Below are 17,354 nucleotides of genomic sequence, written 5' to 3'. Positions count from 1 at the left end.
TACGTTGCCGCGCTGTGATGTTCACACGATGTTTGCGGGGAGCGCTGCCGGGTGTGCGCGGAGACCGGTGCCGGTGCTGAGGTCGCCCCGGCCGCGGGCGACCGCCCGGGCGATGGCCCTCACCGTCGCGGTGGTCGGCGCGTCGGTGACCGCGCTGGTGGCGGCGGATCGCCACGGCACCGGTCGCACCGGCGGTCTGGAGACGGCCGGGCACACGCTGGTCGTGGCCACCCGGCCGCTGGACGATCCGCCCGCGGAGGCGCCGGATGCGCTGCTCGAGCAGGCCCGGGACTTCCGGCCGCGCACGGTACGGCCGGTGGCCGGGATGCCGACCTCGTACTTCGGGATGCGCTGGGGTGTGCTGCACGCCGGGATCGACTTCGGCGAGACGCTGGGCACGCCGATCGCGGCGGTGACCGACGGGGTGGTGGTCGAGGCCGGTCCCGCCGCCGGATTCGGGCTGTGGGTGCGGATGCTGCAGGACGACGGCACGATCGGCGTCTACGGGCACGTCGACCGGATCCTCGTCGATGTCGGTGAGCCGGTACGGGCCGGGGACGTCATCGCGACGGTCGGCAACCGCGGGTTCTCCACCGGACCGCATCTGCACTACGAGGTCTGGGCCGACGAGCGCGGCGACCGGATGGATCCGGTGCCGTGGTTCGCGGCGCGGGGCGTGGATGTCGACGCCCCGCAGCCGCTGCCGGAGAATCGGCTCGACTGGGGTCCGCGCTGACCCGGCCGGTGCGGGTCAGCGCAATCGCTCGGCATCCTTGGTCAGCGAGACCAGCGCGGTGGTGAGCACGGCCAGTTCCCGCGCGTCGGCGCCCTCGGCGACGGCGATGGCGACATCCTCGGCGGCGCAGCGGGCGGCGAACCAGCGGTCCGCCAGATCGGCGGCCTCCTGGGCGCTGAGCACCACCGCGTCGTCGGGAATTCCGGTGCCCTCCAACCCCTTACGGTGCTCGTAGGCACGTTGCCGGCAGGACTGGCGGCAGTATCGACGGCGACGGCCGACGTCGGATTCGGCGATCTCCCGCCCACACCACAGGCAGGACAGCAGCAGACGGCGCGGCATGGTCCGACACCTTAACCGGAACGAAACCATTACGCTGGCGGCACGCCGACCCGATCGCCGAATGGGGTCGCCGCAACCGCACGGTGACACCTCCCAGTAAAATGTCGGGGTTGACCATCGCCGGGAACTGTTTTATAGCAGGGCACGTTCTACTTTCGTAGGGCGTTGCCGAACAGGCTAGAGAGGACCGCACACCATGGCAGATCGCGTACTCCGAGGCAGCAGGCTCGGAGCGGTGAGCTACGAGACCGACCGCGACCACGACCTGGCGCCGCGTCGGATGGCGCGGTACCGGACCGACAACGGCGAAGAATTCGATGTGCCCTTCGCCGACGACGCCGAGATCCCCGCGACCTGGCTGTGCCGCAACGGCCAGGAGGGCATTCTGCTCGAGGGTTCCAGCCAGGAGCCCAAGAAGGTGAAGCCCCCGCGGACGCACTGGGACATGCTGCTCGAGCGTCGCTCCAAGGAGGAGCTCGAGGAGCTGCTGCAGGAGCGTCTGGAACTGCTCAAGACCCGCCGCGGGCGGATCTAGGAGAACGAACGACGAAGCCGCGCCCATCCCGGACCGGGGTGGGCGCGGCTTCGTCGTTTCGGGTGTTACCGCGCGACGCGGCGGTACTGCATCAACGACAACGGGATCGCGACGGCGAGGATCACCAGCGAGCAGCCGATCGAGTACGCCACGCAGTGCTCGGCGGGCCAGCCGTGCGGCGGCGTGAACGACGGCGGGGAGCCGTTGCCGAACAGCTTGCGTCCCGAGGCCGCCACCGCGGTGATCGGATTCCACTGCGCCACCACGCGCAGCGGGCCGGGCAGGGTCTCCGCGGAGATGAACGCCGACGATACGAACGTCAGCGGGAACAGCCAGATCAGCCCGGCGCTCTGGGCCACCTCCACGCTCGGCGACAACAGCCCGGTCAGCGCGCCCACCCAGGACATCGCGAACGCGAACAGCAGGATCACGCCGAAAGCCAGTGCGGCATCGGCGAATCCGTCGTTGATCCGCCAGCCCACGACATAGCCGCAGCCGGCCATGACGGCCAGCGCCAGCACGTTGACCAGCAGATCCGACAGGGTCCGGCCCGCGAGTACCGCCAGCCGCGACATCGGCAGGGTCCGCATCCGGTCGATGATGCCCTGCTGCATGTCGTTGGCCAGGCCGACGGTGGTGAAGGCGGCGTTGAACGCCACCGTCTGGGTGAAGATGCCGGCCAGCAGGAATTCCCGGTACTGATCGCCGCCGAGCGAGGCGCCGAAGATGTAGGCGAACAGGAAGACGAACATCAGCGGCTGGATGGTCGCGGTCACCAGCAGCGTCGGCACCCGCAGGATGGTCAGCAGGTTGCGGTGGGCGACGATGGCGCTGTCGCGGAACAACCGCATCGGCGGGGTCGGCAGGGCCGGATGCACCGGCGTCTCGGCCAACGTGTTGGTGTCCACCGTCGCGTCAGCGGACTTCACGACATGATCTCCTCTGCAAGGTCGTCGATCTCGGAATCGTCGGCGCCGGTCGCGCCGGATTCGGCGGTGTCGGTGGCGGGGGTGCCGGTCAGCGACAGGAAGACGTCGTCGAGGCTGGGCCGGTGCACGGTCGCGTCGACGACGACCACATCGGCGTCGTCGAGGCGGCGCAGCGCCTCGACCATGGTCCGGGTGCCGTCGCCGACGACGATCGACACCTCGTCGGTGCCGGGCTCGTGGCCGGGCTCGCCGATGCCGATCTGGGCCAGGACCTGTTCCGCGCGGGCCGGATCCTGGCCGGCGGCCAGGGTGACGGTGAGGCGGTCGCCGCCGATCGAGGTCTTCAGCTCGTCCGCCGAACCGCGCGCGATCACTCGGCCGCGGTCGATCACGGTGATCCGGTCGGCCAGCAGATCGGCTTCCTCCAGATACTGCGTGGTCAGCAGCACGGTCGTGCCGTCGTCGACGAGTTCGCCGATGACCTGCCACATGTCCAGGCGGCCGCGGGGATCCAGTCCGGTGGTGGGTTCGTCGAGCACCACCACCGGCGGACGGGCCACCAGTGCCCCGGCCAGGTCCAGCCGGCGGGCCATTCCGCCGGAATAGGTGCCCGCGCGGCGGCCGGCCGCGTGGTCCAGCCCCAGCGCCGACAGCAGTTCGGTCGCCCGGTCCGACGCCCGCCGCGGGCCCATGCCGTACAGCCGGGCGACCATGCGCAGGTTCTCGAAACCGGACAGGTTCGCGTCGACGGCCGCGTACTGCCCCGACAGGCCGATGCGGGTGCGGGCCCGCGAGGGATCGCGCAGGACGTCCACGCCCGCGACCCGGACCTCGCCGGCGGTGGGTTTGAGCAGGGTGGTGACGATGCGCACGGTGGTCGTCTTGCCGGCGCCGTTCGGGCCGAGCAGGCCCATCACCGTTCCCGACGGGATCGCCAGATCGATCCCGTTCAGGACCCGTACTCGGCCGTAGGCCTTCACCAGGCCCTCGACCTCCACGGCCAGACTCATCCTCGGAGCTCCTTCGATTCGACGTTGCCGAGCAGGTGTTCTCGCAGGACCGGGCCGATCACCGCCAGCGCCTCGGGCGTGGTCATGCCGGAGTGGCGGCACCGCACCAGCTGGTCGTGGACGGTCCCGGTCACGTAGGGCGTCCAGGACTTCGCGCAGCGGTCCGGGTCGGCCCGGTTGATCTCGTCGTCGGCGGCGGTGAAGAACAGCAGATCGCCGTCGAAGACCTGGGGCCGGAAACGGTGCGCGAGGTCGGCGCCCTGGGTGTAGCCGGTGTAGAGCCGCTGCAGGTGGTCGACCGTCAGCGCGGCGAACGGGCCGGGCCGGTTGTGCAGCAGTTCCGCGGCGTCCTGCAGGGTCAGCCGCGGATCCAGATCGGTGTCGCCGCCGAGCAGGTCGCTGCCGAATTCGCCGATGATGTCGGCGATTCCGGGGACGGCGTGCTCGACCCAGCGGTCGGTCAGTTCGTAGCTGTCCATCATGGCCAGCAGCGCGACCCGCTCCCCCGCCTGCTGCAACTGGACCGCCATCTCGTGGGCGATCAGGCCGCCCAGCGACCAGCCGAGCAGATGGTACGGCCCGTGCGGCTGCACCGCGCGCAGCTGCGCCACGTACTCCCGGGCCAGCGCCGCCATCGACGGGGATTCGGCGGCGCCGGTCACGTGCGGGGCCTGCAGACCGTAGACGGGCCGGTCGGCGGGCAGATGTGCCAGCAGGCCGGAGTAGCACCACGCCAGCCCGATCGCCGGATGCACGCAGAACAGCGGCGGGGTCGCCGAGGCCGGTGCCGATCGGATCGCCAGCAGCGGTTGCAGGGCCGCGGCCAGCACGTCACCGGCCTCCGCGGCGAGCCGGGCCGCGATCGCCGCGGGGGTGGAATCGCCGAACATCGCCTGCACCGGCAGGTCGATCCCGGCCGAGCGCACCTGCGACACCACCTTGGTCGCCAGCAGCGAGTTGCCGCCGAGATCGAAGAAGCCGTCGTCGACGCCGACCTTCTCCACGCCGAGGACCTGCTCGAACGCGGCACACAGCGCCTTCTCCACCGGTGTGCCGGGTGCGCGGTAGTCGTGCCCGCCACCGAACGACGGCGTCGGCAGCGCGGACCGGTCCAGCTTGCCGACCGGATTCAGCGGTACCCGGTCCAGCAGCACGATCGCCTGCGGGACCATGTAGTTCGGCGCGCGGTCGGCCACGTGCGTGGTGAGGTCCGCGGCGGTCACGGCGGTGCCGGGGCGCGGCTTCACGTAGGCGACCAGGGCGGTCGCGCCGGCGGGCGTGCGGTGTCCCACGGTGGTGACGAATTCGACCGCCGGATGCGCGGCCAGGACCGCGTCGATCTCGCCGAGTTCGATGCGGAACCCGCGGATCTTCACCTGATGGTCGCTGCGGCCGACGTATTCCAGATCCCGGCGGTCGTCGTGCTCGAGCCAGCGCACGAGGTCGCCGGTCCGGTACATCCGCTCGCCGGGCTTGCCGAACGGGTTGGCGACGAACCGGCTCGCGGTCAGTCCGGGCCGGTGCAGGTAGCCGCGGGCCAGTGCCGGTCCGGCCAGGTGCAGTTCGCCGGTGACGCCGGCCGGGGCCGGATGCAGCCGCGGATCGAGCACGATCGACTGCACCCCGCGGATCGGTCCGCCGATGGTGATCGGCACACCGGGCCGCATCGGCGGCGACATCACCGTGACGATGGTGGTCTCGGTGGGGCCGTACACGTTGTAGAGGGTGCGGCCGGGCACGTTCCAGCGGGTCACCAGATCCGGCGGCAGCGCCTCGCCACCGACGAGGATGTGCCGCATATCGGTCACCTCGGCCGGGTCGACCGTGCCCAGTGCGGAGGTGGTGATGAACGCGTGGGTGATGCGTTCCTCGGACAGCACCCGCGCGAGATCGGCGCCGCCGTACACCCCGGCCGGGGCGATCACCAGCGTGGCGCCGCCGCCGAGGGCGAACAGCAGATCCAGCATCGCCGCGTCGAAACTCGGGGTGGCGAAGTGCAGGACGCGGCTGCCGGGCCGTACGTCGAACCGATCGGCGGTCTCGGCGGCGAAGTTCGACAGGCCGCCGTGGCTGACCGCCACACCCTTCGGTACGCCGGTCGAGCCGGAGGTGTAGATGACGTAGGCCAGGTGGCCCACCCGCACCACGCCGCGCAGTTCGCTCGCGGCGATCGGGGCGTCGGAGGTGCGCAGCACCCGCCGCCGGAACGACGGCGCGTCCAGGACGGTCCAGCTCGCCCCCGCGGGCATCCGCTCGCGGTACGCCGACATCGTGATCCCCACCGCCGCACCGGAATCGGTGAGCATGTGGGCGATGCGGTGTTCGGGGTAGTTCGGGTCGACCGGGACGAACGCGCCGCCGGCCTTGGCCACCGCCAGGGTCACCGCCACCGATTCCGCCGAGCGCGGAATGCCCACGGCCACCAGGGTTTCCGGGCCGACGCCGAGCGAGATGAGGACCCGGGCCAGGCGGTTGGTCCAGCGGTCGAGCGCGTCGTAGGTGACCTGGGTGCCGTCGCAGCGCAGCGCGACCGACTCGGGTGCGAGGGCCACCGATTTCGCGAACACCTCGGCGAGGGTGACCGGGCGGTCCGCGATGGCGCCGCGCACCGGGGCCAGGCTCGACCATTCGGTGGCGTCGAGCAGTTCCAGATCGCCCACGGGCAGCATCGGATTCGCCGCGGCCGCGGTGAGCAGCCGGACCAGGCGCTTGCCCAGATCGGTCGCGGTGGGCTCGTCGAACAGGTCGCGGGCGAAGTCGATCGACACCGTGATGCCGTCGGGCTGCCGCTCGCCGCCGGTGGTCCACTCCTCGGTGAGGGTGAACTGCAGATCGAACTTCGCGATGCCGGGATCGGTATCGGCGGGCTCGATGCGCAGATCGGGCAGGTCCAGGACCCGCACCGGCTGGTTGCGTACCGACAGCATCACCTGGAACAGCGGGTGATGCGCCTGCGACCGCGCCGGATTCAGCACCTCGACCAGCCGCTCGAACGGCACGTCGGCGTTGGCGAACGCCTCCAGATCGGTCTCCCACACCGCGCGCAGCAGTTCGGCGAAGGAGGCGCTGGCGTCGATGCGGGTACGCAGCACCAGGGTGCCGACGAACATGCCGATCAGTGGATCCAGGGCCGGCTGTCCGCGTCCGGCGATCGGGGTGCCGACGGCGATGTCGTCGACGGCGGTGAGCCGGTGCAGCAGGGTGGTCAGCGCCGCGTGCAGCACCATGAACATGGTGACGCCGTGTTCGGCGGCGATGGCCTGCAGTTCCCGGTGGGTCTGCGCGTCGAGGCGGCATTCCACGGTGCCGCCGCGGTAGCTCGGGGCCGGCGGGCGGGGCCGGTCGGCGGGCACGGTGAGCAGTTCCGGCAGGCCGGCCAGCGTGTCGCGCCAGTAGTCGAGCTGGCGGCTGATCGTCGAGTCCGGATCGTCCTCGCCGCCGAGCAGTTCCTCCTGCCACATCGTGTAGTCGGCGTACTGGACCGGCAGTTCGGCCCACTCCGGCTCGGCGCCGGTCAGCTGGGCGCGGTAGGCCAGGGCCAGGTCCGCGGCCAGCGGGTCCAGCGACCAGCCGTCCATCGCGATGTGGTGCAGTACCAGCACCAGGACGTGGTCGGCGGGGGCCAGGCGCAGCAGCCGGGCCCGGATCGGGGCCGTGGTGGCGAGATCGAATCCGGGCGTGGCGAACCGCCGCACCTCGTCGTCGATATCGGCCTCGGTCACGTCGGCGACCTCGAGGGTGATCGCGGCCGCGGCCGGGGTCAGCACCCGCTGATAGGCGCTGCCCTCGAGTTCCGGGAACACCGTGCGCAGCGTCTCGTGCCGCACCTGCACCGCGCGCAGCGCCGCCTCGAGCGCCGCGGGGTCCAGGGCGCCGCGCAGCCGCAGCGCCGCGGGGACGTTGTAGATGCCCTCGGTCTCCGGTCCGGTGCCGTTGAACCGCTCCAGGAACCACAGCCGGCGCTGGGCCGCCGACAGCGGCACCCGCTGCGGGCGGGTGCGGCGGCGCAGCCGCGGCCCGGCGTCGCCGTTGCCGGAACCGGTGTCCAGCAGTGCGGCCAGGCCGGCGACGGTCGGGGTGGTGAAGACCGTGCGCACCTCCAGCCGGGTGCCGGTGGCGGCGGTGAGCCGGGCCACCAGCTGGGTGGCCAGCAGCGAGTTGCCGCCGACGTCGAAGAAGCTGTCGTCGGCGCCCACGGCCTCGGCGCCGAGCAGCTCCGACATCACCTGCGCCACGAGACGTTCGGCGTCGGTCTGCGGCTCCCGCGCCACCGCGACGGTCAGCTGCGGCTGCGGCAGCGCGGCCAGGTCCAGCTTGCCGACCGGGGTCAGCGGGATCCGCTCCAGCACCGTGACGCTGCTCGGAACCATATGTGCGGGAAGGTGTTTTGCGACGTGGCCGCGCACCTGCTCGACATCCAGCGCGGCCGCCTCGACCGGCTGCACGAAGGAGACGATCCGCGCCGCGCCGGCGATGCTGCGCACCTCGGTGTGCGCGAACCGGATCTCCGGATGCCCGGTCAGCACCCCGGAGATCTCGCCGAGCTCGATCCGGAAACCGCGCACCTTCACCTGATGGTCGCTGCGGCCCAGGTACACCAGTTCGCCCGCGGCGTTCCAGCGGACCACGTCACCGGTGCGGTACAGCCGCCCGCCCGCGGGACCGAACGGATCGGCCACGAACCGGGTCGAGCTCAGCGCCAACCGGCCGAGATAGCCGCGGGCCACGCCCTGTCCGCCGACGTACAGCTCACCGGGCACCCCGACCGGCACCGGCCGCAGCCGCTCGTCGAGCACCACCGCGCGGGCGCCGCGGACCAGGGTGCCGATGGTGACCGGGACGCCGGGGGTCAGCGGGCCGGCAATCGAGGCGGCGACCGTGGCCTCGGTCGGGCCGTAGCAGTTGAACATCGCGCGGTCCCGGGCCCAGCGCTGGACCAGTTCCGGGCCGATCGCCTCACCGCCGGCGGCGAGCGCGCGCAGCCGCGGCAGCGGCCAGCGGTCCGCGTCGATGGTGGCCAGCGCGGCCGGGGTGATGAAGGTGTGCGTGATGCCCTCGGCCTCGAGCAGCGCTGCCAGTTCGTCGCCGCCGTAGACATCCGTCGGGCAGATGACCATGGTCGCGCCGGCGCCGACGGCCAGCAGCAGATCCAGCACCGCGGCGTCGAAGCTCGGCGTGGAGAAGTGCAGGGTGCGCGACTCGCGTTCGATCCGCATCCGATCGCGCAGTTCGTCGGCGAAGTTGGACAGCCCGGCGTGGGTGACGGCGACGCCCTTGGGCTTTCCGGTGGATCCGGAGGTGTAGATGACGTACGCCAGATCCGTGGTCCGCACCGGCCGCACCCGCTCGGCGTCGCCGATCGCCCCGGCGCCACGGGCGTCGAGGTCCGCGATCAGCTCCGCGTCGTCGAGCAGCAGCCAGTCGGTGCCGGTACCGGCGGCCGCGGTCAGCCGCTCGGCGTCGGCGGTGACCGTCAGGCCGACCCGGCACTGCGCGTCGTCGAGCATGTGCCGCACCCGGTCGGCGGGATAGTTCGGGTCGACCGGCACGTACGCGGCGCCGGCCTTGGTGACCGCGAGCACCGACAGTACCGAGCGCAGCGACCGGGTCAGGCCGAGCGCGACCCGGTCCCCCGGGCCCACCCCGGCGGCGATCAGCTTGCGCGCCAACCGGTTCGAGTAGGCGTCGGCCTCGGCGTAGGTGGTGTCGGTCGCGCCGGAGCGGAACGCGACCCGATCCGCGTGCAGATGCGCGGTGGCGGTGAAATATCCGGCCAGCGTGCACGCCGGGGTCGGCACCGGCCCGTAGGCCGGGGTGAACCGGGCCCGTTCGAGATCGGTGCGGGCATCGATGTCGCACACCCGCGACCGCGGCGCGGCGGCCACCGCGGCAAGTACCAGCGCCAGCCGCTCGGCCAGGGTACGGACCGTGTCGGCCTCGAAAAGCTCTGCCGCGTAGACGAATTCGAAGGCCAGATCGGCGCCGCCGCCGCGACCGGCCGGCAGCACCCGCAACTCCAGATCGAATTTCGCCAGCGCGATGTCGAGTTCCTCGGCGCGCAACCGCAATCCGGGCAACTCCAGCGTCGGCGCCGGGCCGTCCTGCACGGTCAGCGCGACCTGCAACAGCGGCGCGCCCGGTCCACCGGAGCGGCCGTCGCGCGACAGCACCTCCACCACCCGCTCGAACGGCAGCTCGGCATGCGACATCGCGGCCAGTTCGCCGTCGCGATCGGCGTGCATCTGCTCGAGGAAGGTCCGGTCCGGATCCACCCGCGACCGCAACGCCAGGGTGTTGACGAACATGCCGACCAACTCGTCGAGGCGGCTGTCTCCACGCCCGGCGACCGGGGTGCCGACGACCACGTCGCGGCCGCCGGTGACCGCGCGCAACAGCACCGCCAGCGCCGAGCGCAGCACCATGAACACGCTGACGCCTTCGGCGCGGGCCAGCTCCCGCAGCCGCTGCTGGACGGTCGCGGGCACCGCGAACCGCACGGTCCCGGCGCGGTGGTTCTGCTCCATCGGCCGCGGCCGGTCGTAGGGCAGGGGCAGTTCCTCCGGCAGCGCCGCCAGCGTCTCGCGCCAGAAGCGCAGCTGCACCGCGGCCGGGCTGCCCGGATCGTCCTCGTCGCCGAGGCAATCCCGTTGCCACAGACTGAAATCCGCGTACTGCACCGGCAGCGGCGCCCACGCCGGGGACGCGCCGCCGCGGCGGGCGGCGTAGGCGGTGGCCAGATCCCGGGTCAGCGGCGCCAGCGACCAGCCGTCGGCGGCGATGTGGTGCAGCACCACACCCAGCACGTGCCGCTCCAAACCGATGCGCAGCAACCGGATTCGCAGTGGGATCTCCCGGGTCAGGTCGAATCCGCGCTGCGCCAGCGTGCGCAGCGCCAGCCGCGCGCCCTCCTCGTCGGCGGCGATCGGTTCCACCACCGGCATGCAGCGGCGGGTGTCGAGCACCAATTGGTAAGCGCCGGAACGATCCTCAGGGAACAGGGTGCGCAGCACCTCGTGCCGGTCGACCAGGTCGGTGAGCGCCGCCCGCAGCGCCGGCGCGTCCAGATCGCCGTCGATGCGGATCGCGAAAGCGATGTTGTAGGCACTGGATTCGGGCGCGTACCGGTTGAGGAACCAGACCCGCTGCTGCGGCAGCGACAGTGGGATCCGCGCCGGACGCGGGTTGCGCGCGGCCAGGGCCACCCGCTCGGCCCGCGGCGCCTCCGCCAGCCGGGCCGCCACACCGGCGATCGTCGGCGCGTCGAAGATCACCCGCACCGGCAGGTCGACACCGAATTCGTCGTACAGCGCGGCGGTCAGCCGGGTCGCCAGCAGCGAATTACCGCCGGCGTCGAAGAAACTGTCCTCCGCGCCGGGCACCGCGTGGCCGAGCACCGTGGCGAACACCGTCGCGACCCGCAGCTCCCATTCGGTCTCCGGCGCGCGGGTCGGGCCCGCCGCGGAGAACACCGGCGCGGGCAGATTCTTGCGGTCCACCTTGCCGGCCGGGGTGGTCGGCACCGAATCCAGCACCGTGACCGCCGCCGGGACCATGTAGCCCGGCAGCTGCTGCCGCGCGGCGGCCAGCAACTCCGCCGGATCCACCTCGGTGTCGGCGGTGACGTAGGCGGCCAGGCGGGGATGCCCGCCGTCGCCGGTGTGCACCACCGTCAGCGCGAACCGCACCCCGGGCTGTGCGCGCAGGACGTGGTCGATCTCGCGCAGCTCGATCCGGAAGCCGCGGATCTTCACCTGATCGTCGGCGCGGCCCACGAAGCGCAGCTGACCGGTCGTGGCGGCCACCACCACGTCGCCGGTGCGGTACATCCGCTCGCCGCGGCGGCCGTGCGGATTGGCCGGGAAACGTTGCCCGGTGAGTCCGGACCGGCCGAGATAGCCGCGCGCCAGGCCGGGCCCGGACAGGTACAGCTCCCCCGGCACCCCCGGTGGCACCGGCTGCAACCGGTCGTCGAGGACGAACAGCCGCATCCCGCGCACCGGCAGGCCGATCGGCACCGGCCGCCCGGCCACCATCGGGCCGGTGGCGGTGGCGGCCACGGTCGCCTCGGACGGGCCGTACATGTTGTGCATCCGCCGGCCGCCCGCGGTCCAGGTTGTCACCAGCTCCTCGGGGCAGGAGTCGCCGCCGACGATCACCGCCTCCAGCTCGTCGAGCCCGTCGACCGGCACGGTGGCCAGCGCGGCGGGGGTGACGAAGGCGTGCGTGACATGTTCCTCGCGCAGCAGCCGGGCCAGTTCGGCGCCGCCGTACAGGCCCGCCGGCGCCACCACGACGGTGGCCCCGGCCGCGAAACCGAGCAGCATCTCCAGCACCGACGCGTCGAACGACGGCGACGAGAAGTGCAGGGTGCGGGCCGAATCGGTCACCCCGAACAGGTGCATCTGCTCCTGCGCCAGCGAGGCGATACCGGCGTGGGTGATCACCACGGCCTTCGGGGTGCCGGTGGAACCGGAGGTGTAGATCAGATAGCCGGGATGCGCGACGCGCAGCGGATAGTTCCGCTCGGCGTCGGCGATCGGCGTGGTCGCGAACCGGTCCATCGCCGCGGTCAGCGCGGGCGAACCCAGCAGCAGCCAGTCGACGTACTGCTTGCGGTGCCGGCCGCGGCGCACCGGCCAGTCCGGCATGGCGGCATGGCACCGCGCGTCGGTGAGGCCCAGCATCGCACCGGAATCCGACAGCATGTGCGCGATCCGGTCGGCCGGATAGTCCGGATCGATCGGCACGTAGGCGGCGCCGGACTTGGCGACCGCCCAGATCGCGGTGATCGCGGCCGGTCCGCGCGGCAGCGCGATCGCGACCACGACCTCCGGGCCGGCGCCGTTCTCGATGAGCACCCGTGCCAGCCGGTTGGAGGTGTCGTCCAGGTCGCGATAGGTGGTGTCGTGGCCCAGGTAGCGCACGGCCACCGCGTCCGGCACCCGCTGCGCGGTCTCGGTGAACAGCCGCGCCAGCGTCAGCGCCGCCTCGGCGGGTGCGCCGATGATCGGCACCAGCTTGCCGATCTCGCGGGCGTCCAGCAGCGGCAGATCACCGACCGGGGTCTCCGGCGAGGTCACCGCCGCGGCCAGCAACCGGACGAACCGCTGCGCCAGCCCGGCCACCGTCGTCTCGTCGAGAACATCGGTGGCATAACCGAATTCGCAGGACAGCACGGTGTCGGCATCGGCGCCGGCCGGTTCGTGCACGGTCAGCTGCAGGTCGAACTTGGTGACACCCGCCGCCAGCGGCAGCACCCGCGCCGACACCCCGGGCAGCGCGATCTGCGGTTCCGGCGCCCGGTCGTAGGACAGCATCACCTGGAACAGCGGATGCCGGCCCGCGTCACGTACCGGATTGACCACCTCGACGAGCCGCTCGAACGGCACGTCGGCATTGGCGAAGGCGTCCAGGTCGATCTCCCGGACCCGGTCCAGCATCCGCGCGAAACCCGCGGCCGGTTCGACCCCGGTGCGCAGTACTAGCGTGTTGACGAACATGCCGACCAGCTCGTCCAGCGCCGGATCGGACCGGCCCGCGATCGGCGTGCCGATCACCACGTCGCCGGTGTGGCACATCCGGCCCAGCAGCGTCGCCAGCGCCGCGTGCAGCACCATGAACGTGCTGACGCCGCGCTCGGCGGCCAGCGCCGCCATCGCTCTGCGGGTGTCGGCGGGCACGGTGAACTCCACCCGCCCGGCGCCACCGTCGCGTTGCAGCGGCCGCGGCCGGTCCAGCGGCAGATCCAGCTGATCGGGCAGTTCCACCAGCGCCGTACGCCAGTAGGCCAGCTGCCGCGCGAGCGCGGAGCCGGAATCGGTCTCGTCGCCGAGCAGTTCCCGCTGCCACAGCGCGAAGTCGGCGTACTGCACCGGCAGCGGCGTCCATCCCGGCGCGGCGCCCTCGGCGCGGGCGGTGACCGCGACGGTCAGATCGCGCACCAGCGGCGCCACCGACCAGCCGTCACCGGCGATGTGATGCAGGACGACGAGGAATACGTGCCGGTCCGGGCCGGTCGCGTAGAGCGCCACCCGGATCGGCGCCTGGCTGCGCAGATCGAACCCGTATCCGGCGAATTCGGTGGCCAGCGCGGATACGTCGGCGTCGGTGGCGTCGATCGGATCGAGGGTGAGCGGGATCTCGCTCGCCGGATGGACCCGCTGCACCGGGCCCTGCGGGGTGTCGGGGAAGGTGGTGCGCAGGCTCTCGTGCCGCTCCAGCACGTCGACCAGCCCGGCGCGCAGCGCGGCCACGTCCAGCGGGCCGGTCAGCTCCACCGCCAGCGGCATGTTGTAGGCCGCGGCCTGATCGGCGAACCGGTTCAGGATCCACAGCCGCTGCTGGGCCAGCGACAGCGGAACCCGCTCCGGGCGCGCGGCGGCGACCAGCCGCGGCGAGGCGGTGTCCGGGTTCTGGGCCTCGAACCGCGCGGCCAGCGCTCGCACGGTCGGCGATTCGAACAGATCGCGAATGGTGAGTCCGGCCCCGAGGGCCGCGTTGACCCGGCCGACCGCGCGGGCCGCCGACAGCGAGTTGGCCCCCAGGTCGAAGAAGTTGTCGTCGATCCCCGGCGCCTCGATACCGAGTACGTCGGCGACGATGCCCGCCAGCCGGCGCTGTACCTCGGTCTCGGGCTGCGCGCCGACGGCCGGTTCGCGGCGGGCCACCGGCTCGGGCAGCGCGGCGCGATCCACCTTGCCGTTGGCGCTCAACGGTAGCTCGTCGAGCACGATCAGATGGGCGGGGACCATATAGCCGGGCAGGGTGCGGCGCAGCGCGGCCGTCAACTCCTCGACATCGGGCTCGGCGCCGGGTGCGGCGACCAGATATCCGGCCAGTTCCGCATCCTCGCCGCTGCCGCGGGCGACACAGACCGCGCGCGCGATCCGGGTGTCGGCCAGCAGTTCGGCCTCGATCTCGCCGAGTTCGATCCGCAGGCCGCGGATCTTCACCTGGAAATCGCTGCGGCCCAGGTATTCCAGCGCCGCGTCGCCACCGACGCGCCAGCGCACCAGATCGCCGGTGCGGTACAGCCGCGCACCGGGCCGGTACGGATCGGCGACGAACCGGTCGGCGGTCAGCCCCGGCCGGCCGAGATAGCCGCGCGCCAGCTGCACACCGGCCAGATACAGCTCGCCGACCACCCCCGGCGGGACCGGCCGCAGCCGCTCGTCCAGGACGTACACGCGAGTGTTCCAGATCGGCGCGCCGATCGGGACGCTGTCCGCGGTCGGCTCGCAGGCCCACGCGGTGACGTCGACGGCGGCCTCGGTGGGGCCGTACAGGTTGTGCAGTTCCGGCGCCGAATCCCCCAGCGCCGCATGGAAATCGCGCACCGTCGCGGCCGGCAGCGCCTCACCGCTGCAGAACACCCGGCGCAGGCCGGCGCAGCCGCTGACATCGGTGTCGGTGACGAACACCGACAGCATCGAGGGCACGAAATGTGCTGTGGTGACGCCCTTCTCGGCGATCACGCGGGCCAGATAACCGGGATCGCGGTGCCCGTCGGGCACCGCGACCACCAGTTTGGCCCCGATCTGCAAGGGCCAGAAGAACTCCCAGACCGAGACGTCGAAGGTGGCCGGCGTCTTCTGCAGGACCACATCCGTCCCGTCGAGCGGATACGCGTGCTGCATCCAGCGCAGCCGGTTCACGATCGCGGCGTGGCCGACACCCACACCCTTCGGCCGTCCGGTGGAGCCGGAGGTGAAGATGACGTACGCCAGATGATCCGGGCGCAGCGGGCCGCGCCGGTCCGCATCGGTGATCGGCGAACCGTCACCGGCGGACGGGTCCAGGGTGTCCACGTCCAGGCGCGCGGTACCGGACGGCAGTTCCAGCTCGTCGCGGGTGGCGGTCAGCACGCACACCGGCCGCGCCTGCGCCAGGATGTTGCCGATCCGCTCGGCCGGATGGTCCGGATCCAGCGGCAGATACGCCGCCCCGGCCGCGACGATCGCGTACATGCCGACCACCAGGTCGACGCTGCGCCGCATCGCCAGGCCCACCACCGTGTCCGGGCCGGCGCCGCGGGCGATCAGATCCCGGGCCAGCCGGTTGGCGCGCGCGTCCAGTTCGGCGTAGGTCAGGGTCTCGTCCTCGAATTCGAGTGCCACCGCGTCCGGCGCGGCCGCCACCCGCTCGGCGAACAGTCCGGCCAGGGTGCCGCCGGAATGGGCCGCGTCGGTCGAATTCCGTTCCCGCAGAACCTGTTCGCGCTCGACGGCGGTGATCACCGGTACCGCCGCCACCGGGGTGTCGGGGGTGGTGGCCAGCAGTCGCGGCACGAAGTCCAGGAAACGCGCGTGGTGCGCGGCGAGGTCCGCGTCGCCGTACAGCTGCGGATTGGCCTCGAAGTCCAGATGGATGCCCTCGCCGGTGCCGTTGTACAGGTTCACCGACAGGTCCTCGACCGGACCGGTGGACAGCACCCGCAGCGCACCCGGCAGCTCGCCGAAGCGCAACTCCCGATGGAACAGCATGATGTTGACCATCGGCCCGAAGAAGCCGCGGGTGTCCCGGGAGTAACCGCAGTCGCGGCGGATGTCGTCGTGCCGGTACCGCTGATGCTGCAACGCCCCGGTGATCTGCTCCTCGACCGCCGCGACCACCGCGCCGACGGTGGTCGACGGATCGCAGCGGATCCGGATCGGCACCACATTCGACACCACACCCGCGGAACGGCGCAGCGACTTCGAGGTGCGGGCCGAAACCGGCAGGCTGAGCACCACATCCGGATTGCCGGTGACCGCGTGCACGTAGCAGGCCAGCGCCGCCACGAACAGCGCCGCGCTCTTCTGTACCTGGAAGGTGGCCGCGGCCTGCAGTAACTGGGCCTGCACGGCCTCCTCGACCAGACCGGCCGCGATGCGGCGGTCACCGGTCGGCGCCGCGGACGCCACCGGCGACAGCGACAGGCTCACGGGCGCACCCACACCGGTGAGCTGCCCCGTCCAGTACTCGCGGTCCGCGCCGAACTGATCCGAATCCCGGTATTCGGCCTCGCCGGCGTAGATCTCGGCCAGGCCGTCGGCGCGGGAGACCGACGGTTCGGCCCGGTCCTCCAGCGCGGTGTAGATCTCGGCGGTGCGGTTGGTCGCGTTCATCGCGCCGTAGCCGTCGATCACGATGTGATGGGCGCGCGAGTACCAGATGTAGTCCAGATCGCCGACCCGCAGCACCGCGTGGAAGATCAGCGGATCACGTTCCAGATCCATCGGGGCGCCGGCGTGCGCGGTCATCCAGCTGCGGGCCGCCGCTCGCGGATCGGCCTCGTGCCGCAGATCCAGCCGAGCCCATCCCGACCGCCGCGCCGGATCGATCAGCTGATGCGGAGCGCCATCGATCTCCACCAATCGCACCTGATTGACCTGAGCCTCCGCGCCGAAGCGTTCGACGGCGTACAACAGACGACCGACGTCCAGATCACCGTGGATCTCCACGTACTGGGCGATCGTCAAGGGCACCTCGGGATGGATGCGCTGCGCGTACCAGAGGGCCGTCTGGGCAGGTGACAGGGCGAAGGGTTGTGCCGAAAGTTCGCTCGAAGAGCATTGGTCGACGTGGTCGGTGGCCAATGAGCTCATCCATCACTCCGTTCTGCCGCTGTTGACGCACAATCCCCGAGCTGGTGAATCGGACAACGCCGTGCACGCGCACGCGCAAACCACGGGACGTCGATCCACGCCCTATGATTCGGAGCCTCGAGTCGGCCGGATCGGTAGTGATCTCGAGTCTTTTCACCTCGAACGCCATTGGCGGCGAGTGCATTTAGACGGCTATCTCAGTGCAACACGGCTTTT

Annotated in this window: 6 protein-coding genes; 2 read left to right on the top strand and 4 right to left on the bottom strand. The window is 71.8% G+C overall.

The features are described from left to right. The first annotated feature begins 73 nt into the window (after positions 1-73). Entirely contained in the window at positions 74-736 is a 663-nt protein-coding gene (locus tag G361_RS0104910) for a M23 family metallopeptidase (protein WP_019925940.1), read from the top strand. Positions 737-751: 15 nt separating this feature from the next. Here G361_RS0104910 and G361_RS0104905 read toward each other — a convergent pair whose 3' ends face one another. Beyond that, entirely contained in the window at positions 752-1,078 is a 327-nt protein-coding gene (locus tag G361_RS0104905; RefSeq protein WP_019925939.1) for a hypothetical protein, read from the bottom strand. Positions 1,079-1,274: 196 nt separating this feature from the next. On the opposite strand from G361_RS0104905, the gene G361_RS0104900 reads away from it, so the two are divergent. After that, a complete protein-coding gene (locus tag G361_RS0104900; RefSeq protein WP_026342707.1) occupies positions 1,275-1,613 on the top strand; it encodes an RNA polymerase-binding protein RbpA in 339 nt (112 codons plus the stop codon). Positions 1,614-1,678: 65 nt separating this feature from the next. Here the strand turns inward: G361_RS0104900 and G361_RS0104895 are convergent, their stop codons facing one another. The 3 genes from G361_RS0104895 to G361_RS0104885 all read right to left on the bottom strand — a co-directional run bounded on the left by G361_RS0104895 (position 1,679) and on the right by G361_RS0104885 (position 17,138). After that, on the bottom strand, positions 1,679-2,458 hold the full coding sequence (locus tag G361_RS0104895; protein WP_026342706.1) for an ABC transporter permease: 780 nt from the start codon (positions 2,456-2,458) through the stop codon (positions 1,679-1,681). A gap of 80 nt (positions 2,459-2,538) precedes the next feature. Next, the gene (locus G361_RS0104890) at positions 2,539-3,552 is read right to left on the bottom strand and encodes a daunorubicin resistance protein DrrA family ABC transporter ATP-binding protein (protein ID WP_019925936.1); all 1,014 of its coding nucleotides are present in this window, start codon (positions 3,550-3,552) and stop codon (positions 2,539-2,541) included. Beyond that, positions 3,549-17,138 carry a non-ribosomal peptide synthetase gene (locus G361_RS0104885; RefSeq protein WP_026342705.1) on the bottom strand — a complete coding sequence of 4,530 codons (13,590 nt, stop codon included), beginning with the start codon at positions 17,136-17,138 and terminating at the stop codon, positions 3,549-3,551. Before G361_RS0104885 ends, G361_RS0104890 begins: the two co-directional genes overlap by 4 nt. Positions 17,139-17,354 lie beyond the last annotated feature (216 nt).

Source organism: Nocardia sp. BMG111209, assembly GCF_000381925.1.
Taxonomy (GTDB): domain Bacteria; phylum Actinomycetota; class Actinomycetes; order Mycobacteriales; family Mycobacteriaceae; genus Nocardia.
This window is presented reverse-complemented; position numbering and strand designations above follow the sequence as displayed.